The 26,605-nt window shown below is 45.3% G+C and carries 37 protein-coding genes, 1 tRNA gene and 3 pseudogenes; 10 read left to right on the top strand and 31 right to left on the bottom strand.

What is annotated here, in order from left to right; genetic code table 11:
• The first annotated feature begins 2 nt into the window (after window positions 1-2).
• Entirely contained in the window at window positions 3-923 is a 921-nt protein-coding gene (locus tag HMPREF2696_RS06955; protein ID WP_004520212.1) for a hydrogen peroxide-inducible genes activator, read from the top strand.
• A 63-nt stretch (window positions 924-986) separates the two neighbouring features.
• Here HMPREF2696_RS06955 and HMPREF2696_RS06950 read toward each other — a convergent pair whose 3' ends face one another.
• Window positions 987-1,199 carry a glycine zipper 2TM domain-containing protein gene (locus HMPREF2696_RS06950; RefSeq protein ID WP_003684747.1) on the bottom strand — a complete coding sequence of 71 codons (213 nt, stop codon included), beginning with the start codon at window positions 1,197-1,199 and terminating at the stop codon, window positions 987-989.
• A gap of 254 nt (window positions 1,200-1,453) precedes the next feature.
• Here HMPREF2696_RS06950 and HMPREF2696_RS06945 point away from each other — a divergent pair, with 254 nt between their 5' ends.
• Window positions 1,454-1,903, top strand: a complete 450-nt coding sequence (locus HMPREF2696_RS06945) for a CopD family copper resistance protein (protein ID WP_049330770.1) — start codon at window positions 1,454-1,456, stop codon at window positions 1,901-1,903.
• A gap of 33 nt (window positions 1,904-1,936) precedes the next feature.
• On the top strand, window positions 1,937-2,911 hold the full coding sequence (locus HMPREF2696_RS06940) for a TerC family protein (protein ID WP_070588194.1): 975 nt from the start codon (window positions 1,937-1,939) through the stop codon (window positions 2,909-2,911).
• Window positions 2,912-2,974: 63 nt separating this feature from the next.
• Here HMPREF2696_RS06940 and HMPREF2696_RS06935 read toward each other — a convergent pair whose 3' ends face one another.
• A complete protein-coding gene (locus tag HMPREF2696_RS06935) occupies window positions 2,975-3,373 on the bottom strand; it encodes an Ag473 family lipoprotein (RefSeq protein ID WP_070588192.1) in 399 nt (132 codons plus the stop codon).
• A 182-nt stretch (window positions 3,374-3,555) separates the two neighbouring features.
• On the opposite strand from HMPREF2696_RS06935, the gene HMPREF2696_RS06930 reads away from it, so the two are divergent.
• The 7 genes and pseudogenes from HMPREF2696_RS06930 (at window position 3,556) to cas2 (ending at window position 12,412) form a co-directional block, all read left to right on the top strand.
• Window positions 3,556-3,631: transfer RNA gene (locus tag HMPREF2696_RS06930), tRNA-Lys, on the top strand.
• A 311-nt stretch (window positions 3,632-3,942) separates the two neighbouring features.
• On the top strand, window positions 3,943-5,385 hold the full coding sequence (gene aldA / locus HMPREF2696_RS06925) for an aldehyde dehydrogenase (RefSeq protein WP_070588191.1): 1,443 nt from the start codon (window positions 3,943-3,945) through the stop codon (window positions 5,383-5,385).
• A 179-nt stretch (window positions 5,386-5,564) separates the two neighbouring features.
• A complete protein-coding gene (gene lysS, locus HMPREF2696_RS06920) occupies window positions 5,565-7,076 on the top strand; it encodes a lysine--tRNA ligase (protein ID WP_049336982.1) in 1,512 nt (503 codons plus the stop codon).
• Between the two features lie 263 nt (window positions 7,077-7,339).
• A complete protein-coding gene (locus HMPREF2696_RS06915) occupies window positions 7,340-8,764 on the top strand; it encodes an alanine/glycine:cation symporter family protein (RefSeq protein WP_004520201.1) in 1,425 nt (474 codons plus the stop codon).
• Window positions 8,765-9,033: 269 nt separating this feature from the next.
• Window positions 9,034-11,016: pseudogene (cas9, locus tag HMPREF2696_RS06910) on the top strand (type II CRISPR RNA-guided endonuclease Cas9); the annotation flags it as partial.
• Window positions 11,017-11,192: 176 nt separating this feature from the next.
• Window positions 11,193-12,094 (top strand): annotated as a pseudogene (gene cas1, locus HMPREF2696_RS06905) (type II CRISPR-associated endonuclease Cas1).
• Window positions 12,087-12,412: pseudogene (cas2, locus tag HMPREF2696_RS06900) on the top strand (CRISPR-associated endonuclease Cas2). The pseudogenes cas1 and cas2 overlap by 8 nt, the downstream one beginning before the upstream one ends.
• A gap of 145 nt (window positions 12,413-12,557) precedes the next feature.
• Here the strand turns inward: cas2 and rplQ are convergent.
• From rplQ to rpsJ, 29 genes are all read right to left on the bottom strand, one after another.
• Window positions 12,558-12,932 (bottom strand): 50S ribosomal protein L17, encoded by a 375-nt coding sequence (gene rplQ, locus HMPREF2696_RS06895; protein WP_039862272.1) that lies wholly within the window; start codon window positions 12,930-12,932, stop codon window positions 12,558-12,560.
• Window positions 12,933-12,956: 24 nt separating this feature from the next.
• Window positions 12,957-13,943, bottom strand: a complete 987-nt coding sequence (gene rpoA, locus HMPREF2696_RS06890) for a DNA-directed RNA polymerase subunit alpha (protein WP_070588189.1) — start codon at window positions 13,941-13,943, stop codon at window positions 12,957-12,959.
• 25 nt (window positions 13,944-13,968) lie between these two features.
• Window positions 13,969-14,589 (bottom strand): 30S ribosomal protein S4, encoded by a 621-nt coding sequence (gene rpsD / locus HMPREF2696_RS06885; protein ID WP_003749296.1) that lies wholly within the window; start codon window positions 14,587-14,589, stop codon window positions 13,969-13,971.
• Window positions 14,590-14,608: 19 nt separating this feature from the next.
• Window positions 14,609-15,004: a 30S ribosomal protein S11 gene (rpsK, locus tag HMPREF2696_RS06880; RefSeq protein WP_002216249.1), complete on the bottom strand. Its 396-nt coding sequence runs from the start codon at window positions 15,002-15,004 to the stop codon at window positions 14,609-14,611.
• A gap of 19 nt (window positions 15,005-15,023) precedes the next feature.
• Window positions 15,024-15,386 (bottom strand): 30S ribosomal protein S13, encoded by a 363-nt coding sequence (gene rpsM / locus HMPREF2696_RS06875; RefSeq protein ID WP_003749295.1) that lies wholly within the window; start codon window positions 15,384-15,386, stop codon window positions 15,024-15,026.
• Window positions 15,387-15,453: 67 nt separating this feature from the next.
• Window positions 15,454-15,567 (bottom strand): 50S ribosomal protein L36, encoded by a 114-nt coding sequence (rpmJ, locus tag HMPREF2696_RS11285; protein WP_003697674.1) that lies wholly within the window; start codon window positions 15,565-15,567, stop codon window positions 15,454-15,456.
• Between the two features lie 18 nt (window positions 15,568-15,585).
• The gene (gene infA / locus HMPREF2696_RS06870; protein WP_003684714.1) at window positions 15,586-15,804 is read right to left on the bottom strand and encodes a translation initiation factor IF-1; all 219 of its coding nucleotides are present in this window, start codon (window positions 15,802-15,804) and stop codon (window positions 15,586-15,588) included.
• A gap of 4 nt (window positions 15,805-15,808) precedes the next feature.
• Window positions 15,809-17,122, bottom strand: coding sequence for a preprotein translocase subunit SecY (gene secY, locus HMPREF2696_RS06865; RefSeq protein ID WP_004520193.1), 1,314 nt, complete (start codon window positions 17,120-17,122; stop codon window positions 15,809-15,811).
• 13 nt (window positions 17,123-17,135) lie between these two features.
• A complete protein-coding gene (gene rplO, locus HMPREF2696_RS06860; protein WP_004520192.1) occupies window positions 17,136-17,570 on the bottom strand; it encodes a 50S ribosomal protein L15 in 435 nt (144 codons plus the stop codon).
• A 1-nt stretch (window position 17,571) separates the two neighbouring features.
• Window positions 17,572-17,757, bottom strand: coding sequence for a 50S ribosomal protein L30 (gene rpmD / locus HMPREF2696_RS06855; protein WP_003684808.1), 186 nt, complete (start codon window positions 17,755-17,757; stop codon window positions 17,572-17,574).
• A complete protein-coding gene (gene rpsE / locus HMPREF2696_RS06850; protein ID WP_003684704.1) occupies window positions 17,750-18,268 on the bottom strand; it encodes a 30S ribosomal protein S5 in 519 nt (172 codons plus the stop codon). The genes rpmD and rpsE overlap by 8 nt, the downstream gene beginning before the upstream one ends.
• Before the next feature lie 17 nt (window positions 18,269-18,285).
• Complete coding sequence (rplR, locus tag HMPREF2696_RS06845) at window positions 18,286-18,639, bottom strand: 50S ribosomal protein L18 (RefSeq protein ID WP_003749287.1); 354 nt, start codon at window positions 18,637-18,639, stop codon at window positions 18,286-18,288.
• A 13-nt stretch (window positions 18,640-18,652) separates the two neighbouring features.
• Window positions 18,653-19,186, bottom strand: a complete 534-nt coding sequence (rplF, locus tag HMPREF2696_RS06840; protein ID WP_004464590.1) for a 50S ribosomal protein L6 — start codon at window positions 19,184-19,186, stop codon at window positions 18,653-18,655.
• A gap of 13 nt (window positions 19,187-19,199) precedes the next feature.
• Window positions 19,200-19,592 carry a 30S ribosomal protein S8 gene (gene rpsH, locus HMPREF2696_RS06835; RefSeq protein ID WP_003684738.1) on the bottom strand — a complete coding sequence of 131 codons (393 nt, stop codon included), beginning with the start codon at window positions 19,590-19,592 and terminating at the stop codon, window positions 19,200-19,202.
• A gap of 14 nt (window positions 19,593-19,606) precedes the next feature.
• Window positions 19,607-19,912, bottom strand: coding sequence for a 30S ribosomal protein S14 (rpsN, locus tag HMPREF2696_RS06830; RefSeq protein WP_003684736.1), 306 nt, complete (start codon window positions 19,910-19,912; stop codon window positions 19,607-19,609).
• A gap of 2 nt (window positions 19,913-19,914) precedes the next feature.
• The gene (gene rplE / locus HMPREF2696_RS06825) at window positions 19,915-20,454 is read right to left on the bottom strand and encodes a 50S ribosomal protein L5 (protein WP_003684750.1); all 540 of its coding nucleotides are present in this window, start codon (window positions 20,452-20,454) and stop codon (window positions 19,915-19,917) included.
• A 9-nt stretch (window positions 20,455-20,463) separates the two neighbouring features.
• Window positions 20,464-20,787: a 50S ribosomal protein L24 gene (rplX, locus tag HMPREF2696_RS06820; RefSeq protein ID WP_004520190.1), complete on the bottom strand. Its 324-nt coding sequence runs from the start codon at window positions 20,785-20,787 to the stop codon at window positions 20,464-20,466.
• An 11-nt stretch (window positions 20,788-20,798) separates the two neighbouring features.
• On the bottom strand, window positions 20,799-21,167 hold the full coding sequence (gene rplN / locus HMPREF2696_RS06815; RefSeq protein ID WP_002215434.1) for a 50S ribosomal protein L14: 369 nt from the start codon (window positions 21,165-21,167) through the stop codon (window positions 20,799-20,801).
• Window positions 21,168-21,394: 227 nt separating this feature from the next.
• The gene (rpsQ, locus tag HMPREF2696_RS06810; protein WP_003684766.1) at window positions 21,395-21,658 is read right to left on the bottom strand and encodes a 30S ribosomal protein S17; all 264 of its coding nucleotides are present in this window, start codon (window positions 21,656-21,658) and stop codon (window positions 21,395-21,397) included.
• On the bottom strand, window positions 21,658-21,849 hold the full coding sequence (gene rpmC, locus HMPREF2696_RS06805; protein WP_003684705.1) for a 50S ribosomal protein L29: 192 nt from the start codon (window positions 21,847-21,849) through the stop codon (window positions 21,658-21,660). The genes rpsQ and rpmC overlap by 1 nt, the downstream gene beginning before the upstream one ends.
• Window positions 21,849-22,265, bottom strand: a complete 417-nt coding sequence (gene rplP / locus HMPREF2696_RS06800) for a 50S ribosomal protein L16 (RefSeq protein WP_003684741.1) — start codon at window positions 22,263-22,265, stop codon at window positions 21,849-21,851. The genes rpmC and rplP overlap by 1 nt, the downstream gene beginning before the upstream one ends.
• Window positions 22,249-22,941 (bottom strand): 30S ribosomal protein S3, encoded by a 693-nt coding sequence (rpsC, locus tag HMPREF2696_RS06795; protein ID WP_004520189.1) that lies wholly within the window; start codon window positions 22,939-22,941, stop codon window positions 22,249-22,251. Before rpsC ends, rplP begins: the two co-directional genes overlap by 17 nt.
• A gap of 9 nt (window positions 22,942-22,950) precedes the next feature.
• Entirely contained in the window at window positions 22,951-23,280 is a 330-nt protein-coding gene (gene rplV / locus HMPREF2696_RS06790) for a 50S ribosomal protein L22 (protein ID WP_003749277.1), read from the bottom strand.
• A gap of 8 nt (window positions 23,281-23,288) precedes the next feature.
• The gene (gene rpsS / locus HMPREF2696_RS06785) at window positions 23,289-23,567 is read right to left on the bottom strand and encodes a 30S ribosomal protein S19 (protein WP_002215422.1); all 279 of its coding nucleotides are present in this window, start codon (window positions 23,565-23,567) and stop codon (window positions 23,289-23,291) included.
• Between the two features lie 5 nt (window positions 23,568-23,572).
• The gene (rplB, locus tag HMPREF2696_RS06780; RefSeq protein WP_003684813.1) at window positions 23,573-24,406 is read right to left on the bottom strand and encodes a 50S ribosomal protein L2; all 834 of its coding nucleotides are present in this window, start codon (window positions 24,404-24,406) and stop codon (window positions 23,573-23,575) included.
• Between the two features lie 5 nt (window positions 24,407-24,411).
• The gene (rplW, locus tag HMPREF2696_RS06775) at window positions 24,412-24,726 is read right to left on the bottom strand and encodes a 50S ribosomal protein L23 (RefSeq protein WP_002243944.1); all 315 of its coding nucleotides are present in this window, start codon (window positions 24,724-24,726) and stop codon (window positions 24,412-24,414) included.
• Window positions 24,723-25,343: a 50S ribosomal protein L4 gene (gene rplD / locus HMPREF2696_RS06770; protein WP_003684798.1), complete on the bottom strand. Its 621-nt coding sequence runs from the start codon at window positions 25,341-25,343 to the stop codon at window positions 24,723-24,725. The genes rplW and rplD overlap by 4 nt, the downstream gene beginning before the upstream one ends.
• The gene (gene rplC / locus HMPREF2696_RS06765) at window positions 25,343-25,987 is read right to left on the bottom strand and encodes a 50S ribosomal protein L3 (protein WP_004520188.1); all 645 of its coding nucleotides are present in this window, start codon (window positions 25,985-25,987) and stop codon (window positions 25,343-25,345) included. Before rplC ends, rplD begins: the two co-directional genes overlap by 1 nt.
• Before the next feature lie 252 nt (window positions 25,988-26,239).
• A complete protein-coding gene (gene rpsJ / locus HMPREF2696_RS06760) occupies window positions 26,240-26,551 on the bottom strand; it encodes a 30S ribosomal protein S10 (RefSeq protein WP_002642322.1) in 312 nt (103 codons plus the stop codon).
• Between the last annotated feature and the right edge of the window lie 54 nt (window positions 26,552-26,605).

The raw sequence follows: 26,605 nt of genomic DNA, 5'->3' as shown, positions 1-26,605 counted from the left end.
ACATGACCTTGACCGAATTGCGTTACATCGTAGCCGTCGCACAAGAACGTCACTTCGGACGTGCCGCACGACGCTGCTTTGTCAGCCAGCCCACCCTCTCCATCGCCATCAAAAAGCTGGAGGAAGAGCTGTCGGTATCCCTGTTCGACCGTAGCAGCAACGACATCATCACAACCGAAGCGGGCGAGCGCATTGTCGCCCAAGCCCGACGGGTTTTGGAAGAAGCCGAACTCATCAAGCACCTTGCCAATGAAGAGCAAAACGAATTGGAAGGTGCGTTCAAACTCGGCCTGATTTTTACCGTTGCCCCCTACCTTCTGCCCAAGCTCATTACCGCGCTGCGTGAAACCGCACCGAAAATGCCGCTGATGCTGGAAGAGAACTATACCCACATCCTGACCGAGTCGCTCAAACGTGGCGATGTCGATGCAATCGTCGTTGCCGAACCGTTCCAAGAGCCGGGCATCGTAACCGAGCCTCTGTATGACGAACCTTTCTTCGTCATTGTTCCCAAAGGACATCACTTTGAAGAACTCGATGCCGTTACGCCTCAGCTTTTGGGCGAAGAACAAGTGTTGCTGCTGTCCGAAGGCAACTGTATGCGCGACCAAGTGTTGGCGAGCTGTTCCGAATTGGCTTCCAAACAGAAAATCCAAGGTTTGACCAATACCCTGCAAGGCAGCTCCATCAACACCATCCGCCACATGGTTGCCAGCGGTTTGGCTATCAGCGTCATGCCGGCTACCGCATTGACCGAAAACGACCACATGCTTTTCAGCATTATCCCGTTTGAAGGCAATGCACCGCACCGCCGTGTCGTTTTAGCCTATCGCCGCAACTTTGTCCGTCCGAAAGCACTGACTGCTTTGCGCACTGCCATTTTGCAATCGCAACTGACCGGCGTAACCTTCGTCAACGAATAAACCGCAAAATAAAAGGCCGTCTGAATGTTCAGACGGCCTTTTTATTTTTAACCGAATAAAGGATTAGTAGCGGGTATGAACCTGACTGCCGATAACACCACCCAAAGCCGCACCACCCAAGGTAGAGCCGGTATCGCCACCAATCAAGTTACCTGCCACACCACCCAATACCGCACCAGCAGCAGTGTTGCGTTGGGTTTGAGTCATATTGGCACATGCACCCAAAGAAGCGGCCAGCATGATCAAGGTCACAGTTTTTGCAAAAGTTTTCTTCATGGTTTGATTCTCCATCAGGGGTTAAGCTGTATATGGAGCAGTATGGCACAACCTTTCATTAATATATTTTCTGATAAGTAAAGACAGATTAAACTAAGATAACGCTTTTGATGAACGGTTAACTTCAAAAACAAACGGAAATTCCAATAGAATATTTATAAAATTTAATATATTTGGCATAAAATTGCGCATACATCAACCGCATTCGGTAGTGATACAATGACGACTTGTCTGAATTACCGGAAACACCCGTCATGAGTATCTACGCACTGGCACACATCATCCACGTTTATTGCGCGATTGCCTTTGTCGGCGGCGTATTTTTCGAAATGCTGGTTCTCTCCGTTTTGCACACCGGCCGCGTTTCGCGCGAATCGCGCCGCGAAGTCGAACGTGCCATGTCCTATCGTGCCGTCCGCGTAATGCCGCCTGTCGTCATTACCTTGTTCATCAGCGGCATCGTGATGGTGTACAACCGCTACCTACCGATACTGCACCACCCATTCGACAGCTCTTTCGGCATCATGCTGAGCATCAAAATCCTGTTGGCAATAAGCGTTTTGGTACATTTTGCCATCGCCGTCGTCAAAATGGCACGGCACACCCTCACCGTCGGCTGGTCGAAATACATACACGCCGTCGTATTCAGCCATATGCTGTTTATCGTCTTTTTTGCCAAGGCGATGTTCTACCTGTCTTGGTAAACCTTACCCATATCCCACACACAAGGATTGTTTATGACCCAATACCCGTCCGTCGGCTCGCCGATGTTTTACGGCATCTTCTTTATTGCCGTCTTAATCATGATCGCCATCGATATGGTATCGCTGAAAAAAAACGGTGCCCACAAAGTCAGCATCAAAGAAGCCCTCGCCTGGAGCGGCATTTGGGTGGCCGTATCCTGCACGTTTGCAGGCTGGCTCTATTTTGAACTGGCGGGCAACCCAACTTACGGGGCCATTGTCGCCAAAGAAAAAGTCCTCGAATTCTTCACCGGCTATGTGCTTGAAAAATCCCTTGCCGTTGATAACATCTTCGTTTTCCTGATGATTTTCGGCTACTTCAAAGTCGAACCCAAATTCCAACACCGCGTCTTGCTCTATGGCGTATTCGGCGCCATCGTCCTGCGCGCCATCATGATTTTCATCGGCGCGGCACTGGTACAGCAATTCGAATGGATTCTCTACCTTTTCGGCGCATTCCTGCTCTATACCGGCATCCACATGATGAAACCCGAATCGGACGAAGAGGAAGACCTTTCCCAAAACAAAATCCTGACCCTACTCAAAAAAGTCATCCCGACCAGCCAACAGTTTGACGGTGAAAAATTCTTTACCATCGAGAACGGCAAACGCATCGCTACACCGCTTTTGCTGGTATTGATTATGATCGAATTGAGCGACGTCATCTTCGCCGTGGACAGCATCCCCGCTATTTTTGCCGTAACCACCGACCCTTTCATCGTCCTCACTTCCAACATTTTTGCCATCTTGGGCCTGCGTGCCATGTACTTTTTACTGGCAGACTTTGCCGAACGCTTTATTTTCCTCAAATACGGCTTGGCTTTCGTGTTGAGCTTTATCGGTATCAAGATGCTGATTATGCACTGGGTACATATCCCGATCTCAATTTCCCTGTCCGTCGTCTTCGGCGCACTGGGCGCGTCCATCCTGACTTCTTTGGTGTACACGCGTCAGCAAGAGAAGAAATAATCTGCCGATATAAAAAGGCCGTCTGAACATTTCAGACGGCCTTTTCAAATATCAAACACCAGCTTATTTAGCAGCGTCTTTCAATTTGTCGGCAGCTTCTTGAGTCGCATCGGCTGCTTTACCCATAGCGTCTTTAGCTGCGTCTTTGGCAGCATCTTTAGCATCAGAAACTGCATCTTTAGCTTCTTCAACCGCTTTACCGGCAGCATCTTTTGCGTCAGAAACTGCTTTATCTGCAGTTGCTTTAGCATCTGCAGCAGCGTCTTTAACATCAGAAACAGCTTGCTCAGCTGCACCTTTAGCTTCGGAAGAAGCAGCATCGACAGCAGAAGCCGCGTGTTCGGCAGCAGCGTTCACATCAGAAGCAACGGCAGAAGCCGCTTCTTGAGTTTCCTGTTTCGCCTCTTGAGAACAAGCAGCCAAACCAGCCACCATCATCGCAGCAATCAATAATTTTTTCATGTTGTATATCCTTTGGTCTAAAAAATATCCATCAGAACTGACAGATTAGAGAATCATAACATAATTAATACTCGAAAAAGGGAGAATTAACGCCAAATAACAGCTGGTTTACGTTTTTTGAAAAAAATTTCAAAAAAACAGTTGACGAAAAGAAACAATCTCCCTATAATGCACAGCTTATCGGGTCGTTAGCTCAGTCGGTAGAGCAGCGGACTTTTAATCCGTTGGTCGAGCGTTCGAATCGCTCACGACCCACCAAATATGAAAACCTGCTTTGAAAAAAGCAGGTTTTTTTTATATTCTCCATCAAGCCTTTCTTCACTTGATACCTTTCTCATCATCAAAATCAAGCAATATCCGAGCTTTGTCACAATGCTGTTATGGATGCAACTCAAGGCATCACACCAGCACCAACCTCTTGAATCAATCAAACCCAACTCCCCCACCCAACATCTTTTTCTAAAAACTTCCAAATACCTACCATCAACCCATGCCAAATCCTCTTGTATGCCAGACAATTTAGGCATAGACTAAAACTACATCCAACTACAACAACAGGAGAAGGTTTGATGAAACAACTGTCTATGTATATCAACGGCCGCTTTGAAACCGACTTTAACGGTACATGGCGTGATGTATTGAATCCGGCAACCGAAGAAGTCATCGCGCGTGAGCCTAAAGGTGGAAAAGCCGATGTTGATCGTGCCGTTGCCGCGGCCAGAGATGCGCAAACTACATGGGAGCGTTTGCCTGCCGTTGAGCGCGGCGCATACCTGCGCAAAATTGCCCAAGGCATCCGCGAACGTGCCGACGAGCTGACCGACACCATTGTCGCCGAAGGCGGCAAAACCAAAGATTTGGCACGCATAGAAGTTATGTTCACTGCCGATTATCTCGACTACCAAGCCGAATGGGCGCGCCGTTATGAAGGTGAAATCATCCAGAGCGACCGCCCGCGTGAAAATATTTTATTGTTCAAACGTCCTTTAGGTGTGATCGCCGGCATTTTGCCGTGGAACTTCCCATTCTTCCTGATCGCCCGCAAAATGGGCCCGGCTTTGGTAACCGGCAATACCATCGTCGTCAAACCAAGCAGCGTTACCCCGATTAACTGCCACATCTTTGCTGAAATCGTTCATGCTTCAGGCTTACCGGCCGGTGTATTCAACGTCGTCAACGGTCCGGGCGCAGAAATCGGCAATGCCTTGGCATCACATCCGCAAGTCGACATGGTCAGCCTGACCGGTTCTGTCGATGCCGGCCGCCAAGTGATGGAAGCCGCCGCCGCCAACATTACCAAAGTCTCACTGGAACTGGGCGGCAAAGCCCCTGCCATCGTTTTGAAAGATGCCGACCTGGATCTGGCCGTCAAATCCATCTTGGCTTCACGCGTGGGCAATACTGGTCAAATCTGTAACTGCGCCGAACGCGTGTATGTCCACAACAGCCTGAAAGACGCATTTATTGAAAAAATGACCGCCGCCATGAAAGGCGTGCGCTACGGCAATCCAGCTAAGGCCGAACCTGGCGCACTGGAAATGGGCCCATTGATTGAAGAGCGCGCCGTCAAAGCCGTTGCCGAGAAAGTCGAACGTGCAGTTCGACAAGGCGCAACTTTGGTTTGCGGCGGCAAACGTGCCGACGGCAAAGGCTACTTCTTCGAACCTACCCTGCTGACCAATACCGACAACAGCATGGACATCATGAAGGAAGAAACCTTCGGCCCCGTCCTGCCTGTTGCCACTTTCGACACGCTCGATCAAGTCATTGCTTTGGCAAACGACAGCGAATTCGGCCTGACCAGCTCCGTCTATACCACCAATCTGAATGAAGCGTTTTATGTAACCCGCCGTCTGCGTTTCGGCGAAACCTACATCAACCGCGAAAACTTTGAAGCCATGCAGGGCTTCCATGCCGGTTGGAAAAAATCAGGTATCGGCGGCGCCGACGGCAAACACGGCTTGGAAGAATATCTGCAAACCCAAGTTGTTTATTTAGAAACCGATATCTAACTGCCGATACTGCCCTTCATAAAACAAAAGGCCGTCTGAAACCGATTTTTCAGGTTTCAGACGGCCTTTCTGGCTTTATAGAAAAAAATACCGACATCGCGTAAAATAGAGCCAATTTTTCACTTTATTCAGGCCGTCTGAACACTCCGGCAGCCTGACTTATTTTTCCGGAAAACACCATGAGCGAACAAAACAATCCTCAAATCGAGCCGCAGTTGGACGAAAACCAAATCATCGCCCTGCGCCGCGAGAAACTGCACAACATCCGCAAAGAACGCAACGCCTACCCTAACGATTTCAAACGCGACAGCTTCGCCGCCGACCTGCATACCCAATACGGTGAAATCAGCAAAGAAGAACTCGACCCGCAAGGCATTCCCGTCAAAGTAGCCGGCCGCATGATGCTCAAACGTCAAATGGGCAAAGCCAGCTTCGCCACCATTCAAGACGTTACCGGTCAAATCCAGCTTTATCTGAACAACAAAGGTGTGAGCCAAGAAGTTTTGGACGACTTCAACCACTGGGACTTGGGCGACATCGTCGGCGCGGAAGGTACTTTGTTCAAAACCAACCACGGCGAATTGACCGTGCGCGTGTCCAACATCCGCCTGCTATCCAAATCCCTGCGCCCTCTGCCGGACAAACACAAAGGTTTGAGCGATCAGGAAACCAAATACCGTCAACGCTACGTCGATTTGATTGCCAACGAAGAATCACGCAATACCTTCATCAAACGCAGCCAAATCATCCAATCCGTGCGCAATTTCATGGTCAACGAGCATTATTTGGAAGTTGAAACCCCAATGATGCACCCGATTCCGGGCGGTGCGACGGCAAAACCGTTCGTTACCCACCACAATGCCTTGGACATTCCGCTCTATCTGCGCATCGCTCCCGAGCTGTATCTGAAACGCTTGGTTGTCGGCGGCTTGGAACGCGTGTTTGAAATCAACCGCAGCTTCCGTAACGAGGGCATGTCCGTACGCCACAACCCTGAATTCACCATGATCGAATTCTACGAAGCCTTCTCCGACTACGAACGCATGATGCAAATGGCGGAAGACATCATCCGCAACGCTTCCCGCGCGGTAAACGGCACGGCAAAAATCAGCTACAACGGCAAAGAAGTCGATTTGGAAAGCCCGTTTGAACGCCTGACCATTCTCGAAGCCATCAAGAAATACAATCCGCACTACACCGACGAGCAGTTGAACGATGAAGAATGGCTGAAAAAAGAAATCGTCAAACACGGCGAAAGCCTGCCTCCGTCTCCGGGCATCGGCAGCCTGCAACTTGCCCTGTTTGAAGGTTGTGCAGAAAGCAAACTGTGGAACCCGACTTTCATCATCGACTACCCTGTCGAAGTATCGCCATTGGCACGCGCATCCGACAGCAAACCGGGTTTGACCGAACGCTTCGAGCTTTTCGTTGTCGGCCGCGAACTGGCAAACGGCTACTCCGAGTTGAACGATCCGGAAGATCAAGCCGAACGCTTCAAGGCACAAGTGGCGCAAAAAGACGCTGGCGACGACGAAGCCATGCACTACGATGCCGACTACATCCGTGCCATGGAATTCGGCCTGCCGCCGACCGGCGGCTGCGGCATCGGCATCGACCGCTTGGTAATGTTGCTGACCGATTCGCAAACCATCCGCGACGTGATTCTGTTCCCGCAAATGCGTCCCGAATAACACATTGAAATAAAATCAAGGCCGTCTGAAAACAAGATTCTGTTTTCAGACGGCCTTTTTGTTCAAATATGTAAAACGGAAAAATTAAAATCGACAATTCCTTTACATTATAATAATAAAATTCCATGATAATCAAAAGCATAATATAAAAAAGAATATGTAAACGTTTTTCAGTTTGTTGACAGTCTGCTAGAATACATCCAATTACAGGACAGCCCACACACACAGGCTGTCTGAAAATGCAAAAACTCTGAAAGGTTTGTATGGATCAATTTTTCGAACAGCTTCACGGCTGGGTAAACGCCATCAACGACCCAATGTGGTCGGGGTTGGTATATATGCTTTTAGGCGCAGGCCTCTTTTTCACCGTTACCACCGGTTTTGTACAATTCCGCCTCTTCGGCCGCAGTATCAAAGAAATGCTGGGCGGCCGCAAACAAGGTGATGATCCGCACGGAATCACACCGTTCCAAGCATTCGTTACCGGCTTGGCCAGCCGCGTAGGCGTGGGCAACATCGCCGGCGTGGCGATTGCCATCAAACTCGGCGGGCCGGGCGCGGTATTCTGGATGTGGGTAACCGCCTTAATCGGCATGAGTTCGGCGTTTGTCGAATCTTCACTGGCCCAACTCTTTAAAGTCCGGGACTACGACAACCACCACTTCCGCGGCGGTCCTGCCTACTACATAACTCAAGGCCTGGGACAAAAATGGCTGGGCGTTTTGTTCGCCCTGAGCCTGATTTTCTGTTTCGGCTTTGTATTTGAAGCCGTACAGACCAATACCATCGCCGATACCACCAAAGCGGCATGGGGCTGGGATCAACACTATGTCGGTGTCGCCCTGGTCATTCTGACTGCCCCTATTATCTTCGGCGGTATCCGTCGCGTATCTAAAGCCGCGGAAATTATCGTTCCGCTGATGGCGGTTTTATATCTCGTCATAGCACTCTTCATCATTGCTACCAATATTTCCCTGATTCCTGATGTGTTCGATCAGATTTTCTCCAACGCGTTCAACTTCGATTCGGCTGCAGGCGGTTTCCTCGGCGGTCTGATTTCGACCACCATGATGCAGGGTATCAAACGCGGCCTGTATTCCAATGAGGCGGGTATGGGTTCTGCGCCGAACGCCGCAGCCGCAGCCGAAGTGAAACACCCCGTCTCCCAAGGCATGATTCAAATGCTGGGCGTTTTCGTCGATACCATCATCGTCTGCTCATGCACTGCCTTTATCGTCTTGACCTATCAACAGCCTTACGGCGACCTGAGTGGTGCGGCGCTGACCCAAGCGGCAATCGTCAGCCAGGTAGGCGAATGGGGCGCGGGCTTCCTTGCCGCCATCCTGTTTATGTTTGCCTTTTCAACCGTTATCGGCAACTATGCCTATGCTGAGTCCAACGTCCAATTCATCAAGAGCCATTGGCTGGTTACCGCCGTTTTCCGTATGCTGGTTTTGGCATGGGTCTACTTCGGCGCAGTTGCCAACGTACCCTTGGTATGGGATATGGCAGACATGGCCATGGGCATCATGGCATGGATTAACCTCGTTGCCATCCTGCTCCTGTCACCACTTGCCTTCCTGCTGTTGAAAGACTACACAGCCAAGCTGAAAATGGGTAAAGACCCAGAGTTCAAACTCTCTGAACACCCAGGCTTGAAACGCAAAATCAAATCCGATATCTGGTAATACCAAAGGCCGTCTGAAATTTCAGACGGCCTTTTTAATCCCTGCCATCTAGATAAAACGATGCCCCTTAAAGCAGAAGCCTTAAGGGGCAGAGCGTTGCGGCACATCTTTTCAGACGGCCTTATTGTAGCAACGTTTCTCATTTCGCAGTGCAACAATATGGACGGATTCTAATTCCAAATCGGCACCCAGTCAAGCATTTCATTTGCATAGTAATACTTACCTAGGATATATTTATACTTACCAAACATCACATTACGGAGAAACTGATGGCTGCATTCAAACCCAATCCAATCAACTACATCCTCGGTCTCGATATCGGCATTGCATCCGTCGGCTGGGCGATGGTAGAAATTAACGAAGAAGAAAACCCCATCCGCCTGATTGATTTGGGCGTGCGCGTATTTGAGCGTGCAGAAGTACCGAAAACAGGCGACTCTCTCGCAGCGGCAAGACGCTTGGCACGCAGTGTTCGCCGCCTGACCCGCCGTCGCGCCCACCGTCTGCTTCGGGCCCGCCGTCTATTGAAACGCGAAGGCGTATTACAAGCCGCCGATTTTGATGAAAACGGCTTGATTAAATCCTTACCGAATACACCATGGCAACTTCGCGCAGCCGCATTAGATCGCAAACTGACGCCTTTGGAGTGGTCGGCAGTCTTGTTGCATTTAATCAAACATCGCGGCTATTTGTCGCAAAGAAAAAACGAGGGCGAAACTGCCGATAAGGAGCTTGGCGCTTTGCTTAAAGGCGTAGCCGACAATGCCCATGCCTTACAAACAGGCAATTTCCGCACACCAGCCGAATTAGCTTTAAATAAATTTGAGAAAGAAAGCGGCCATATCCGCAACCAACGCGGCGATTATTCGCATACGTTCAACCGCAAAGATTTACAAGCAGAGCTGAATTTACTGTTTGAAAAACAAAAAGAATTCGGCAATCCGCATGTTTCAGACGGCCTTAAAGAAGGTATTGAAACCCTGCTGATGGCGCAACGCCCTGCCCTGTCTGGCGATGCTGTTCAAAAAATGTTGGGGTATTGCACCTTTGAGCCGACAGAGCCGAAAGCCGCTAAAAACACCTACACCGCCGGACGTTTCATCTGGCTGACCAAGCTGAACAACCTGCGTATTTTAGAGCAAGGCAGCGAGCGGCCATTGACCACTACCGAACGCGCCACGCTTATGGACGAGCCATACAGAAAATCCAAACTGACTTACGCACAAGCCCGTAAGCTGCTGGGTTTAGAAGATACCGCCTTTTTCAAAGGCTTGCGCTATGGTAAAGACAATGCCGAAGCCTCAACATTGATGGAAATGAAGGCCTACCATGCCATCAGCCGTGCGCTGGAAAAAGAAGGATTGAAAGACAAAAAATCCCCATTAAACCTTTCTCCCGAATTACAAGACGAAATCGGCACGGCATTCTCCCTGTTCAAAACCGATGAAGACATTACAGGCCGTCTGAAAGACCGTGTTCAGCCCGAAATTTTAGAAGCGCTGTTAAAACACATCAGCTTCGACAAGTTCGTCCAAATTTCCTTGAAAGCATTGCGCCGAATTGTGCCTCTAATGGAGCAAGGCAAACGTTACGATGAAGCCTGCGCCGAAATCTACGGAGACCATTACGGCAAGAAAAATGCGGAAGAAAAGATTTATCTGCCGCCGATTCCCGCCGACGAAATCCGCAACCCCGTCGTCTTGCGCGCCTTATCTCAAGCCAGAAAAGTCATAAATGCCGTTGTACGCCGGTACGGCTCCCCTGCACGTATCCATATTGAAACGGCAAGGGAAGTAGGCAAATCGTTTAAAGACCGCAAAGAAATCGAAAAACGCCAAGAAGAAAACCGTAAAGACCGGGAAAAAGCCGCCGCTAAGTTCCAAGAGTATTTCCCCAATTTTGTCGGCGAACCCAAATCCAAAGATATTCTGAAACTGCGCCTGTACGAGCAACAACACGGCAAATGCCTGTATTCGGGCAAAGAAATCAACCTAGGCCGTCTGAACGAAAAAGGCTATATCGAAATCGACCATGCCCTGCCGTTCTCGCGCACATGGGACGACAGTTTCAACAATAAAGTGCTGGTATTGGGCAGCGAAAACCAAAACAAAGGTAATCAAACCCCTTACGAATACTTCAACGGCAAAGACAACAGCCGCGAATGGCAGGAATTTAAAGCGCGTGTTGAAACCAGCCGTTTTCCTCGCAGTAAAAAACAACGGATTCTGCTGCAAAAATTCGACGAAGACGGCATATATCGAATCGGTGTCAAAACCGCCCTTTCATTCCCAAAATACCAAATCGACGAACTCGGCAAAGAAATCAGACCATGCCGTCTGAAAAAACGCCCACCTGTCCGTTAAATTAATCTATCCCTGTTTCAGACGGCCTGAAGCAGGGATTTTTTATAAAAAATAAGGGGAAAAACATGACTTGGCGCAGCCTGCTCATTCAAAACGGCGGTAAATTATCCTTACAACGCCGGCAACTGCTGATTCAACAAAACGGCGAGTCCCATACCGTACCATTAGAAGACATCGCCGTTATCATCATCGAAAACCGCGAAACCCTAATTACCGCCCCGCTCTTATCAGCCTTAGCCGATCATAGTGCAACCCTGCTGACATGTGATGAGCAATTCCTACCCTACGGACAATGGCTGCCTTATGCCCAATATCACCGCCAACTTAAAATCCTCAAGCTGCAACTGAATATAAGCGAACCCTTAAAAAAGCAACTCTGGCAACATATCGTCCGCCAAAAAATCCTAAATCAAGCATTTGTCGCAGACGAAACAGGCAATGATCTTGCAACCAAACGGCTGCGCACTTTGGCAGTCGAAGTCCGTTCAGGCGATACAGGAAACCGTGAAGCCCAAGCTGCCGCCCTCTACTTCCAAGCCCTCTTTGGGGAAAAGTTTACCCGTACGTCAATGCCGCATTGAACTACACCTACGCCGTACTCCGTGCAGCAGTAGCACGCGCCCTGACCTTATATGGTTGGTTGCCTGCATTAGGCTTGTTTCATAGGAGCGAACTAAATCCATTCAACCTCGCCGATGACTTTCTCGAACCCTTACGCCCATTGGCCGACCTGGTCGTTATACATTTGCATAAACAAGGCCGTCTGAAAACTGAACTGACACCCAACCTCAAACAAAACCTTATCAAGATCCTTCACTATCAAATCTGCATCGAACGGCAACATTTCAGCACCTTGGCTGCCATCGACAAAATGATTTCTTCATTTCAAGCCAGCGTAACTAACAAAAACGCTAAACAGCTGAAACTGCCCGAAATCTTGCCATTGAAAGAATACCAATATGAGTGAGGCTAAATTTATGAGGATTATCGTCTTCTTCGACCTACCTGTTACCACGGCGGCCAAGCGCAAAGCCGCCAATCAATTCCGCCAGTTCCTTTAAAAGATGGATACCAAATGCTCCAACTTTCCGTATACAGCCGTATTGTCAAAGGTCGAGATTCGTTGCAAAAACACCACAATAGGCTATGTGCAAACCTACCGCAAGAAGGCTCAATCCGCTGTTTGGAAGTAACAGAAAAGCAATATACCACCATGAAACTGCTGTTGGGAGAGCTGAAAATCCAAGAAAAAAGGGTAAATTCCGACCAACTATTATTATTTTAAGGCTGCTTTTTTAGACAAAATAAAACGGGAAACCCTTATAGAATAAGGGTTTCCCGTTGAAGTATTGTAGCACTGCGAAATGAGAAAGGGTCTATCCAAATAAAAAAGCACCACCTAAACAGGTAGTGCTTTCATATTAATTTGCTTATTCAGCAGAATCAGCTGCTTTATCAACCAATTCAACCAATGCCAAAGGAGCATTGTCGCCTTTACGGAAACCGTATTTCAGTACACGAATATAGCCGCCGTTACGAGCAGCAAAGCGTGGACCCAATTCGTCAAACAATTTAACTACAACATCACGATCGCGAGTGCGGTCAAAAGCCAAACGACGGTTTGCCAAAGAAGGTTTTTTACCCAAGGTAATCAAGGGCTCAACTACGCGGCGCAATTCTTTTGCTTTAGGCAAAGTTGTCACGATGGTTTCGTGAGTCAACAAGGAATTCGCCATATTGCGCAGCATCGCAGCACGGTGGCTGCTAGTACGGTTTAATTTGCGGTTGCCATTACGATGACGCATGTCATTATCCTTTAATCTTCAAACTTACGGCTTTTCTAAGCCTACAGGCGGCCAAGCTTCTAATTTGGAACCTAATGTCAGACCTTTAGAGGCCAACACTTCTTTGATCTCATTCAAAGATTTACGACCCAAATTAGGGGTCTTGAGAAGCTCGGTTTCAGTACGTTGAATCAAATCGCCAATATAGTAAATATCTTCAGCTTTCAGACAATTAGCTGAACGTACGGTTAATTCCAAATCATCTACAGGACGCAGCAAGATAGGATCGATAGGAGGTGCTTTTTCTTCAACCTCTTCAACCGGAGTACCTTGCAGATCTGCAAAAATAGACATTTGGTCAATTAAGATACGTGCGGCACTACGTACAGCTTCTTCTGGATCAATAGAACCATTGGTTTCAATATCCAAAACCAATTTATCCAAATCCGTGCGTTGCTCTACGCGTGCAGGTTCAACTTCAAAGCTAACACGACTGATGGGCGAAAAGCTCGCATCCAACTGAATCGCACCAATCTGTTTGTTCTCATCACGCAATACGCGACGGCCTGAAACAGACTGATAACCACGACCTTGCTCTACTTTAATTTCCATGTCGATTTGGCCATTGTCAGCCAAGTGGCAAATAACATGTTCAGGATTGATGATTTCCACATCGTGTGGCAAATCAATATCACCGGCTACAACTGCACCGGCACCTGTTTTCTTCAAAGTCAACTGAACTTGGTTACGACCGTGAAGCTTGAATACGATACCTTTAATGTTCAAGAGAACGTCAACAACATCCTCCTGAACACCATCAATAGTAGAGTATTCGTGCAATACGTCAGAAATAACTACTTCAGTTGGGGCAAAGCCATTCATGGATGACAGTAAGATACGACGCAAAGCATTACCTAAAGTATGACCAAAACCACGCTCAAATGGCTGCATAGACACCTTAGCTCGAGTAGAAGACAAGGTATCTACATCGATTTGACGAGGTTTCAAAAATTCGGTTGTGCTATTTTGCATTTAACTGTCCCTCATTGAGCTAGCATTATTTAGAGTAGAACTCTACCACCAGCTGTTCATTAATATCGCCAGACAATTCTGAGCGATCCGGCATATTTTTGAATACACCTTCCAATTTGTCGGCATCAACAGATACCCAGCTTGGCAAGCCAATTTGAGTAGCCAAGCTCAATGCCTCTTGGATACGTACTTGTTTCTTAGCTTTTTCACGAACAGCTACAACATCGCCTGCTTTAACTTGGAAAGAAGGGATATTAACAACCTGACCGTTTACAACGATAGCTTTATGAGAAACCAATTGACGTGCTTCAGCGCGGGTAGAGCCAAAACCCATACGATAAACGACATTATCCAAACGGGACTCCAGCAATTGCAACAGCAATTCACCGGTAGAACCTTTACGACGATCAGCTTCCGCAAAGTAACGACGGAATTGGCGTTCTAACACACCATAAATACGACGGATTTTTTGTTTTTCACGCAATTGCAAACCGTAGTCTGACAAACGTGGTTTTTTCGCACCGTGCTGACCAGGTGCAGAATCCATTTTACATTTTGAATCCAAAGAGCGACGTGCACTCTTCAAAAACAGATCCGTACCTTCGCGACGTGCTAATTTACATTTAGGGCCAATATAACGTGCCATGTTTTAAATCACTCCAATATTAAATACGACGTTTTTTAGGCGGACGGCAACCGTTATGAGGCAACGGGGTAACGTCAGTAATGCTGGTAATCTTGAAACCAAGAGCGTTTAAAGCACGTACAGAAGATTCGCGACCAGGGCCAGGGCCTTTAATGCGGACTTCTAAATTTTTAACGCCATACTCTTGGGCAACTTTACCAGCTGCTTCTGCTGCAACTTGTGCTGCAAATGGTGTACTTTTACGAGAACCTTTAAAACCAGCGCCGCCAGAGGTAGCCCAAGACAATGCATTGCCTTGACGGTCAGTGATTGTAATGATGGTATTGTTGAAAGATGCATGAACGTGCACAATACCTTCGCTTACGGTTTTACGTACTTTTTTACGTACACGCGAAGCTGTGTTTGCTTTAGCCATTAATCAAATTCCTTAAAATTTATTTCTTACCGGCAATCGCTTTGCGCGGACCTTTACGGGTACGAGCATTTGTGCGAGTGCGTTGACCACGACAAGGCAAGCCACGACGATGACGGAAGCCGCGATAGCAACCCATATCCATCAGTCGTTTAATGCTCATCGTTACTTCACGACGCAAATCGCCTTCAACTTCATATTTAGCAACTTGCTCACGCAAAGCGTCTAATTGAGCCTCGTCCAAATCTTTTGCTTTAGTAGTAGGAGCAATATTTGCTGCCTCACAAATCAATTTAGCACGAGTCGCACCAATACCATAAATAGCCTGAAGGCCAATTACGATATGGGCATTATTAGGGATATTTACCCCTGCAATACGAGCCATATTTTTTCCTTTTTAGGGCAAAGTATGTCACTATACCACAAAATCAATAGTTAAGAAAACTAGCTTCTTAACCTTGACGTTGTTTGTGACGTGGGTCAGTACAAATTACGCGAACTACACGATTACGACGAATAATCTTGCAATTGCGACAAATTTTCTTTACAGAAGGTTGTACACGCATTTTATTTCCTTTTATCGTTTATCTTGCTCGGAAAACAATCCGAGCACGGGTTAAATCATAAGGAGTTAATTCAACTGTTACCTTATCACCTGGAGAAATACGGATATAGTGCATTCGCATTTTTCCAGAGATATGACCAAGTACTACATGATCATTTTCCAGTTTTACTTTAAACGTTGCATTGGGCAAAGTCTCAAGGATTTCACCCTGCATCTGTATGGTATCTTCTTTAGCCATAAGCCTACTTACGTGATAAAGATTTCATATCTGGACGACTCATCAAATCTTCATACTGACTGCTCATTACGTAGGAATTGATTTGCGTCCTAAAATCCATTGTAACGACAACCAAGATAAGCAAAGATGTTCCGCCTAAATAGAAAGGTACATTCAATGCTGTCGTTAAAAATTCAGGTATCAGACAGATTGTAGTGATATACAAAGCACCAAATAATGTTAGTCTCAGTACAACTTTTTCCAAATATCTAGAAGTTTGCTCACCTGGGCGAATACCAGGTACAAATGCACCACTTTTCTTCAAATTCTCAGCCATTTCTTTAGGGCTAAATACTAAAGCAGTATAGAAATAGCAGAAGAAGATAATAGTTGTTGCAAACAATCCAATATACAAAGGCTGTCCGTGTTGCAGCATTGCAGCAACCTTATGAAGAACAGAATTCGTACTATTTGAACCAAACCAACCTAAAAGTGTAGATGGAAATAAAATAATACTGGAAGCAAAAATAGGAGGAATAACACCTGCCATATTTAGCTTGAACGGCATATGAATGCTTTGTCCCGGCATTATTCCAGAGCCAAACTGTCTTTTAGCATAATGCACAGGAACTTTACGCTGAGCACTCTCAAAATAAACTACAGCATAGATCAACAGCAAAATACCAATCACAATTGATACCGCCATCAACATACTCATAGAGCCTTGTTCAGTCAAAGTTAATAACCGAACAATACCGGATGGGATACCCGATACAATGCCTGCTGTAATAATTAAAGAAATACCATTACCAATACCACGCTCGGTAATTTGCTCCCCTAACCACATCAGAAACATAGTACCTGTAACCAAACAGACCACTGTAGAAATATGAAACTCAAGCGAACTCGTTACAACAACACCTTGTTGATAAACAAATGTTGCAACACCAAAGCTTTGCAATACAGCCAATAATACCGTCCCATACCTAGTATATTTCGTAATTATTTTCCTACCAGCCTCACCTTCCTTCTTTAAAGCTTTTAAAGAAGGAACAATTTCAGAAGCAAGCTGAACAATAATCGACGATGAAATATAAGGCATGATACCAATTGCAAATATACTAAAGCGCTCCAACGAACCACCCGAGAACATATTTAACATTCCGAATATGCCGTTTGCAGCGCCTTCGTATAACTTAGCTAATGCAACAGCATCTACGCCCGGTACCGGTATATGAGCACCAATACGGAAAACGACTAAAGCACCTAAAAGGAACACCAGACGTTTTTTCAGATCACCAAATTTGGATAATCCTGATAAAGATTGTTGATTAGCCACTGTAGTGCAAGCCTTATTCTTCTACTTTACCACCGGCAGCTTCAATAGCAGCTTTAGCACCTTTAGTAGCTTTTACACCTTTCAAGGTAACTGCTTTTGAGATTTCACCAGAAGCAATAACTTTTACATTAGAAGCAGTTGCAGGAATCAGACCAGCTTGTTTAAGAACCAAGACATCAATCTCGTTCACAGCAATCAGATTCAATTCACTCAAACGAACTTCAGCATTAGCGGCCGCAGTCAAAGATTTGAAACCACGTTTCGGCAGACGACGTTGCAAAGGCATTTGACCGCCTTCAAAACCTACCTTGTGGAAGCCACCAGAACGGCTTTTTTGACCTTTATGACCACGACCACCTGTCTTACCCAAGCCGCTACCAATACCACGGCCTACACGACGACTAGCGTGAGTAGCACCCTCAGCAGGTTGAATAGTATTCAAAAACATATTAAGACTCCACTTTCAACAAGTAGCTGATTTTATTGATCATGCCACGGTTTTCAGGGGTATCCAAAACCTCTACAGTATGTTCACGACGGCGCAAACCTAAACCGCGAGCACATGCACGATGAGATTCAATTGTACCGATCAGGCTCTTAACCAATGTAACTTTAATCTTTTTTTGCTCAGTCATGGTTAGCTCCCAAAATATCTTCTACTGTCAAGCCACGTTTAGCAGCAATATCAGCAGGGGTATACAATTTAGACAAACCGTCTAATGTAGCGCGTACAATATTGTAAGGATTAGTAGAACCATGTACTTTAGCTGAAATGTTATGAATACCCATAGCATCAAATACTAAACGCATTGGACCACCAGCTTTCACACCGCTACCTTCTTTAGCAGGTTGCATAAATACCTTAGTAGCACCATGACGACCAATAACTTCATGATGAATAGTACCGTTTTTCAAAGGTACTTTAATCATAGAGCGTCGAGCTTGATCCATTGCTTTTTGAACAGCAACTGGTACTTCTTTTGATTTACCTTTGCCCATACCGATGCGACCATCACCATCACCAACAACAGTCAGTGCAGAGAAAGCCATGATACGGCCACCTTTAACTACTTTAGTCACGCGATTAACTGCGACCATCTTTTCAATCAGGCCGTCACCGCGTTCTTCAATTTCATGTTTTGCCATCTGAAAGTCTCCAAATATTAGAAGCTTAAACCATTTTCACGTGCAGCTTCAGCCAAAGCTTTCACACGACCGTGATATTGGAAACCTGAACGGTCAAAAGCAACTTTTTCAACACCCACTGCTTTAGCTTTTTCAGCAATACGCTTACCAACTACAGCTGCTGCTTCAACGTTACTACCTGATTTCAGGCTACTACGTACTTCAGCTTCCAATGTAGAGGCTTGAGCCAATACTTTATCACCTTCAGCACTAATTACTTGAGCATAAATATGATTATTGCTGCGGAACACACATAATCTTACCATTTTCAAGTCCGCAATACGCGCACGGGTTTTGCGTGCACGACGGAGTCGGGTTGTATGTTTATCCATTAGTGAACCTCAATTATTTTTTCTTAGCTTCTTTCATCACTACTACTTCACCCACATAACGAACACCTTTACCTTTATAAGGCTCAGGAGAACGGAATGCACGAATTTCAGCAGCGACTTGGCCAACCACTTGTTTATCTGCACCAGTCAAAACGATTTCTGTTTGGCTAGGAGTTTGAACAGAAACACCTTCAGGCATTTCGTATACGATTGGATGAGAGAAACCCAAAGACAAGTTCAAAACTTTGCCCTGAGCTTGGGCACGATAACCCACACCAATCAATTGAAGTTTTTTCTCAAAACCTTCAGAAACACCCTTAACCATGTTATTAACCAATGCACGAGCAGTACCAGACATAGCATTAGCCTGTTTACTGTCATTTTTTGCAGCAAAAGTCAATTTACCATCGTTCAGTTCAATAGCAACATCGGAATGCAAAGGAAAAGACAATTCGCCGTTTTTACCTTTGATAACCAATGCATCTGTTCCGAATTTTACTTCTACACCAGCAGGAACAGTCACTGGGTTTTTTGCGACGCGTGACATTTACTTTTCTCCACTAGGCTACGATGCACAACAACTCACCACCAACACCCTCAGAACGGGCTTTGCGATCAGTCATTACACCTTTAGAAGTACTAACAATAGCGACACCCAGGCCATTCATTACGCTAGGGATCTCACTTGATGCTTTGTAAATACGCAAACCTGGACGTGAAACACGTTTAATTTGCTCAATCACAGGACGACCTGCATAGTATTTCAATTGAATTTCCAATACCGGTTTTGCATCAGCAGAAACCGCAAAATCCTCGATATAACCTTCTTCTTTCAGAACTTTTGCAATTGCACATTTCAGTTTAGAAGAAGGCATGGCAACTGCTGCTTTATTAGCACGTTGCGCATTGCGAATACGAGTCAACATATCGGAAATAGGATCATGCATACTCATTATTTATACTCCTATTACCAGCTAGCTTTAACAACACCAGGGATCTCGCCACGCATAGCGATTTCACGGATTTTAATACGGCCCAAACCAAATTTACGGAAAGTGCCACGAGGACGACCTGTTAAAGCACAACGACGACGTTGACGTACAGGTGCTGCATTACGAGGAATGGATTGAAATTTCAAACGTGCCTCAAAACGTTCTTCTTCAGTCGCATTAGCATCATTAATAACAGCGAAAATTGCCTCACGTTTAGCTGCAAACTTTTTCGCCAATGCTTGACGTTTCAGCTCACGATTAATAAGTGCTTTCTTAGCCATGATTATCCTTTAAACGGAAACTTGAACAGTGACAACAAAGCTTTCGCTTCTTCATCAGTTTTTGCAGTAGTTGTAATAGTAATATTCAAACCACGCAAAGCATCGATTTTATCGTATTCAATTTCCGGGAAAATAATTTGCTCACGAACGCCCATATTGTAATTGCCACGACCATCAAATGATTTACCGCTTACACCGCGGAAGTCACGTACGCGAGGCAATGCAATAGTAATCAAACGATCTAAGAATTCAAACATTTGATCACGACGCAATGTTACTTTGCAACCAACTGGATAGTTATCACGGATTTTAAAACCTGCGATAGATTTACGAGCAACAGTAACAACTGGTTTTTGACCAGCAATTTTCTCTAAATCAGAAACAGCATGCTCCATTACTTTTTTATCAGCAACAGCTTCACCTACACCCATATTTAAGGTGATTTTTTCAATACGTGGAACTTCCATTACTGATTTGTAACCAAATTGTTTAACCAATTCAGGAACAACTGTATCTTTATAAAACTCTCTCAAACGAGCCATGTTATCTCCTTATGCTCCAATGATAGAGCCATTTGATTTGAAGAAACGAACGCGTTTAACTTTGCCTTCATTTTCAATCAGCTTAATACCAACACGGTCTGCTTTATTAGTTTCCGGATTCAGGATTGCAATATTAGAAATATCTAAAGGCATTTCTTTAGCAATAATGCCACCCTCAATACCACGCATTGGATTAGGTTTTTGATGGCGTTTTACAACATTAACACCCTCAACAACAACTTTATCACCCAATACTCGAACTACTTGACCTTGCTTACCTTTATCTTTACCGGTAATCACTACAACCTGATCGCCTTTAATGATTTTATTCATCGCGCTATTCCTTATAATACTTCAGGCGCCAATGAAACGATTTTCATAAATCGCTCAGTACGCAATTCACGGGTTACCGGACCAAAAATACGGGTACCCAGAGGTTCAAGTTTATTATTCAACAACACAGCAGCATTGTTATCGAATTTAATTAACGCACCATCAGGACGACGCACACCTTTAGCAGTACGAACAACTACCGCATTGTATACATCACCTTTTTTGACACGACCACGCGGGGCTGCATCTTTAACTGCAACTTTAATAATGTCGCCAACAGAAGCGTAGCGACGCTTAGATCCGCCTAATACTTTGATGCACATTACGCGACGCGCACCAGAGTTATCAGCCACATCTAAGATGGTCTGCATTTGAATCATATTAGTACCTTTAAATTAACCAACTTAATTTACCACTTTCATATAACTCGCACCTTACTTTAAGCTGCTTATTAAATGAAACCATCACGGTTCTAGTAAACCAGTCTTGGATCCCGAAGGGAGAGAAACTTCCATAAGAAGCTGGAAGATAAGAAACGAAGTTTACACGCAAATTAACTTTGCTGCAAGACTTCGTTTCTTATTAAGCTGCATTACTGTGTTTTAAATCAAACAGTACGGGCTTTCTCAACCAATTCCTTTACAACCCAAGACTTGGTTTTTGACAAAGGACGAGATTCCTCGATTACCACTACATCACCAATGCCATATTGATTGTTTTCATCATGGGCATGGATTTTAGTTGATAAACGAATAATTTTACCGTACAGAGGGTGTTTAACCTTACGTTCAACCAATACTGTAACAGTTTTGTCCATTTTGTCGCTTACCACTTTGCCTTGCAAAGTACGAACATTTTTAGCTTCGCTCATTACTTAGCACCTTTTTCAGTTAAAATGGTTTTAATACGAGCAATATCGCGACGTACACGTTTCAACTCGCTAGATTTACCCAACTGACCGGTTGCATTTTGCATGCGTAAGCCAAACTGAGCTTTCAACAAGTCCAACAAATCAGAGTTTAATTGCTCAATAGATTTGTCTTTCAATTCATTTGCTTTCATTATTGACCCACCTGTCTTACTACAAAGGTTGTAGGAATAGGCAATTTGGCAGCGGCCAATTCAAATGCTTCACGAGCCAAAGACTCAGGAACACCGTCCATTTCGTACAATACTTTGCCTGGTTTAACTTCAGCAATGTAATATTCCACATTACCTTTACCGCCACCCATACGAACTTGGATAGGTTTTTCAGTAATTGGTTTATCAGGGAATACACGAATCCAAATACGACCGCCACGTTTAATATGACGAGTCATAGTACGACGAGCAGCTTCGATTTGGCGGGCAGTCAAACGACCACGACCTACGGCTTTCAAACCGAACTCACCGAAACTTACTTTGTTACCGCGAGTAGCAATACCGGTATTACGACCTTTTTGTTGCTTGCGATATTTCAGTCTAGTTGGCTGCAGCATTACGTCCACCTGCCTTTCTTTGTTTCTTCTCATGCTCAGGTTTAGAAGATTTAATATTACCTTCTGTATAAACCCAAACTTTCAGACCCAGTACACCATAAGTAGTGTGCGCTTCGCTAGTTGCATAATCTACGTTCGCACGCAAAGTATGCAAAGGCACACGACCTTCACGGTACCATTCGCTACGAGCGATATCAGCACCATTCAGACGACCTGAAGTCATGATCTTGATGCCTTTAGCACCAGAACGCATTGCATTTTGCATTGCACGTTTCATAGCGCGACGGAATTGAACACGTTTTTCAAGCTGCTGGGCAATACCATCAGCAATGATTTGTGCATCCAATTCAGGACGACGAATCTCTTCAATATTTACATGAACAGGCACACCCATCAGAGTTTGCAAGTCACGCTTCAAGATTTCAATATCCTCACCTTTTTTACCAATAACCACACCTGGACGAGCAGAGTGAATAGTAATACGTGCAGATTTAGCAGGACGCTCGATCACTACGCGACCAACTGAAGCATTAGCCAGTTTTTTACGCAAGTAGTTACGAACATCAATATCTTGTTTCAAAACAGTAGAAAAGTCGGTGCTTTTAGCAAACCATTTTGAAGACCAGTCTTTAGTTACCGCCAGGCGAAAGCCTGTAGGGTTAATCTTTTGTCCCATAGCTTTTCCTTAGTTGCCCACTGTCACGTTAATATGACAAGTTTGTTTCTCGATGCGGTTACCGCGACCTTTGGCACGAGCTTGAAAACGTTTCAAGCTTGGACCTTTGTCAACAAAGATAGTTACCACTTTCAGTTCGTCAATGTCTGCACCATTGTTGTGTTCGGCATTGGCGATTGCTGATTCCAATACTTTTTTAATCAGCTCAGCACCTTTTTTAGGGCTGAATGCCAAGATATTCAAAGCTTGGGCAACGTCTTTACCACGAATCAAATCAGCTACCAAACGAGCTTTTTGAGCTGAAATACGGGCGTTTTTATGTTGTGCACTTACTCTCATGATTCACCTTATTTCTTTTTAGCCTTTTTATCGGCCAAGTGGCCTTTAAAGGTACGGGTCAATGAGAACTCACCTAATTTATGACCAACCATGTTGTCACTGATAAACACAGGCACGTGAGTGCGACCGTTGTGTACAGCGATAGTCAGACCAATGAAATCAGGCAAAATGGTAGAACGACGTGACCAAGTTTTAATTGGGCGTTTGTCGTTGCTTGCACGAGCAGCATCTACTTTTTTCAGCAAATGCAGGTCTACATATGGGCCTTTTTTTAATGAACGAGCCATACTAATTAACCTTTATTTGAGTAACGACGACGAACAATCATGTTATCCGTGCGTTTGTTATTACGAGTGCGGTAGCCCTTAGCAGGAGTACCCCATGGGCTAACCGGTTCGCGAGCTTCACCAGTACGGCCTTCACCACCACCATGCGGGTGATCAACAGGGTTCATTACAACACCACGAACGGTCGGACGAATACCACGCCAGCGGTTAGCACCAGCTTTACCGATTTTTTTGAGGCTTTGTTCTTCGTTACCAACTTCACCGATAGTTGCACGGCAATTTACGCTAATTTTGCGTACTTCACCAGAACGCAAACGAACTTGAGCGTAAGCACCTTCTTTTGCAAGCAATACCGCAGAAGCACCAGCAGAACGCGCAATTTGCGCACCTTTACCTGGTTTCATTTCGATACAGTGAATAGTTGTACCAACAGGAATATTGCGGATCGGCAAAGTGTTACCTACTTTGATAGCAGCCTCAGCACCGGAAACCAATACTGCACCGGCTTGAATACCACGAGGAGCAATGATGTAGCGACGCTCACCATCTGCATAGCACAACAGTGCGATAAATGCAGTACGGTTAGGGTCATATTCGATACGCTCTACTTTTGCAGGGATACCGTCTTTGTTACGTTTAAAATCTACAACGCGGTAATGATGTTTATGGCCACCACCTTTATGACGGGTAGTGATATGACCATTGTTGTTACGACCGGCAGTAGAATTTTTCTTTTCTAGCAGAGGTGCATAAGGTGCACCTTTGTGCAAACCTTCTGTTACCACGCGAACCATGCCGCGACGGCCTGCAGAGGTCGGCTTCATTTTAACGATTGCCATTTTGTTTATTCCTTATCTGCAGCTGCAGCAGCGGCTTCCAAATCCAACTCTTGACCGGCAGCCAAGCTTACATAAGCCTTTTTAACATCGCTGCGACGACCTAAAGTGCGACCAAAACGTTTAACTTTACCTTTAATGGTAACAGTAGTAACGTCTGCAACTTGAACGCCGAACAGCAGCTCAACAGCCGCTTTAATTTCAGGTTTTGTTGCATTTGCCAAAACTTTAAACGTCATTTGATTACGTTTTTCAGCCAATACGTTGCTTTTTTCAGAAACGATAGGTGCCAAGATTACTTGAGTCAAACGTTGTTGATTCATACCCATTGCTCCTCTAATTGTGCAACTGCATCTTTAGTGATAACGACTTTTTTGTAACGCAGCAAGCTGTAAGGATCAACTTGTTGAGCTTCCAAAACCAATACGTTAGGCAAGTTGCGTGAAGCCAAGTAAACATTCTCGTCGAGCTGTTTAGTTACAAACAGAACTTGCTCCAAACCCAAATTTTTCACTTGTTCAGCAAAAACTTTGGTTTTAGGAGTTTCAGCAGTCAATGCTTCGATTGCAAACAAACGTTCATCACGAGCCAATTGGGACAAAATAGTCGCCATACCGGCACGGTACATTTTACGGTTCACTTTTTGAGTGAAGTTTTCGTCAGGTTTGTTTGGGAATGCACGACCACCTTTACGCCACAGCGGAGAAGAAGTCATACCGGAACGAGCACGACCGGTACCTTTTTGGCGCCATGGTTTTTTAGTAGAGTGGTTTACTTCGGCACGAGTCTTTTGAGCACGATTACCAGAACGGGCATTTGCCAAGTAAGCAGTAACCAGTTGGTGAACCAGAGCTTCATTGTATTCACGAGCAAACAAAGCATCAGAAACAGCCAAGCTGCCAGATACTTGTCCTTTAGCGTCAATTACTTTCAATTCCATTACGCACCTACTTTCACGCTAGGACGAACCACGACGTCGCTGTTAACCGAACCCGGAACAGCACCTTTAACCAACAAGAGTTGGCGTTCAGCATCAACACGCACAACTTCCAATTTTTGAACAGTTGCTTTAGTGTTACCGTATTGACCTGCCATACGTTTACCAGGGAACACGCGACCAGGGTCTTGTGCCATACCGATAGAACCAGGAACACGGTGAGAACGGGAGTTACCGTGGGAAGTACGTTGAGCACCGAAGTTATGACGTTTGATCGTACCAGAGAAACCTTTACCTTTAGAGGTACCGGTTACATCTACCAATTGACCAACTTCAAACATAGAAACGGTAATTTCATCACCGACTTTTAATTCAGCCAGCTTTTCTTCAGTCAAAGCAAACTCAACCAAACCGCGACCAGCTTCAACACTCGCTTTAGCAAAGTGACCGGCTTCAGTTTTGTTGACACGATTAGCTTTTTTCTGACCAAAGGTAACTTGTACAGCAGTGTAGCCGTCAGTATCTTTGGATTTCACTTGTGTAACGCGGTTGGCAGACATATCCAAAACAGTTACCGGAACAGAAACACCCTGTTCGTCGAACACGCGAGTCATACCAACTTTGCGTCCAACCAGACCTAAAGTCATGATTATTTTCCTTTTAAGTAAAGGGGCGGGCTACGATTGGCCTGCCTTTCAGACAAAGTTAAACTTGATACGGATGTACCAAGTCCACCATTATAATTGACAAATCAAAGAAATATCAACAAAAATTTCAATTTAACTTCTTAAAACCATCATTTTTTTCGGATGAAGCGTTGCCAAATGTCTGACAATTTTCAGACGGCCTAAGAATTCTATAAAAAAACCGAACAGCCAAGCTGTTCGGTTTTTCAGTTCTTATTGAACTTTAATTTCTACATCCACACCCGCTGGAAGATCCAGTTTCATCAGTGCATCAGTAGTTTTGTCAGTCCAGTCCACGATGTCCATCAGACGCAAGTGGGTACGGATTTCCAATTGTTCACGAGAAGTTTTATTCACGTGAGGAGAACGCAAGATGTTGAAACGTTCGATTTTAGTTGGCAAAGGAATCGGACCTTTAACAACAGCGCCAGTACGTTTGGCAGTTTCAACGATTTCTTGCGCAGAACGGTCAATCAGACTGTAATCATAAGCTTTCAGGCGGATACGGATTTTTTGGTTTGCCATTTATCAATATCCCTCAATTAAGCAATTACAGAAGAAACCACACCCGCACCTACG

The sequence above is a fragment of the Neisseria sp. HMSC058F07 genome (genome assembly GCF_001810035.1).
GTDB lineage: Bacteria > Pseudomonadota > Gammaproteobacteria > Burkholderiales > Neisseriaceae > Neisseria > Neisseria perflava.
Note: the sequence above shows the minus strand (reverse complement) of the source record. Positions and strands in the feature narration are given on the sequence as shown.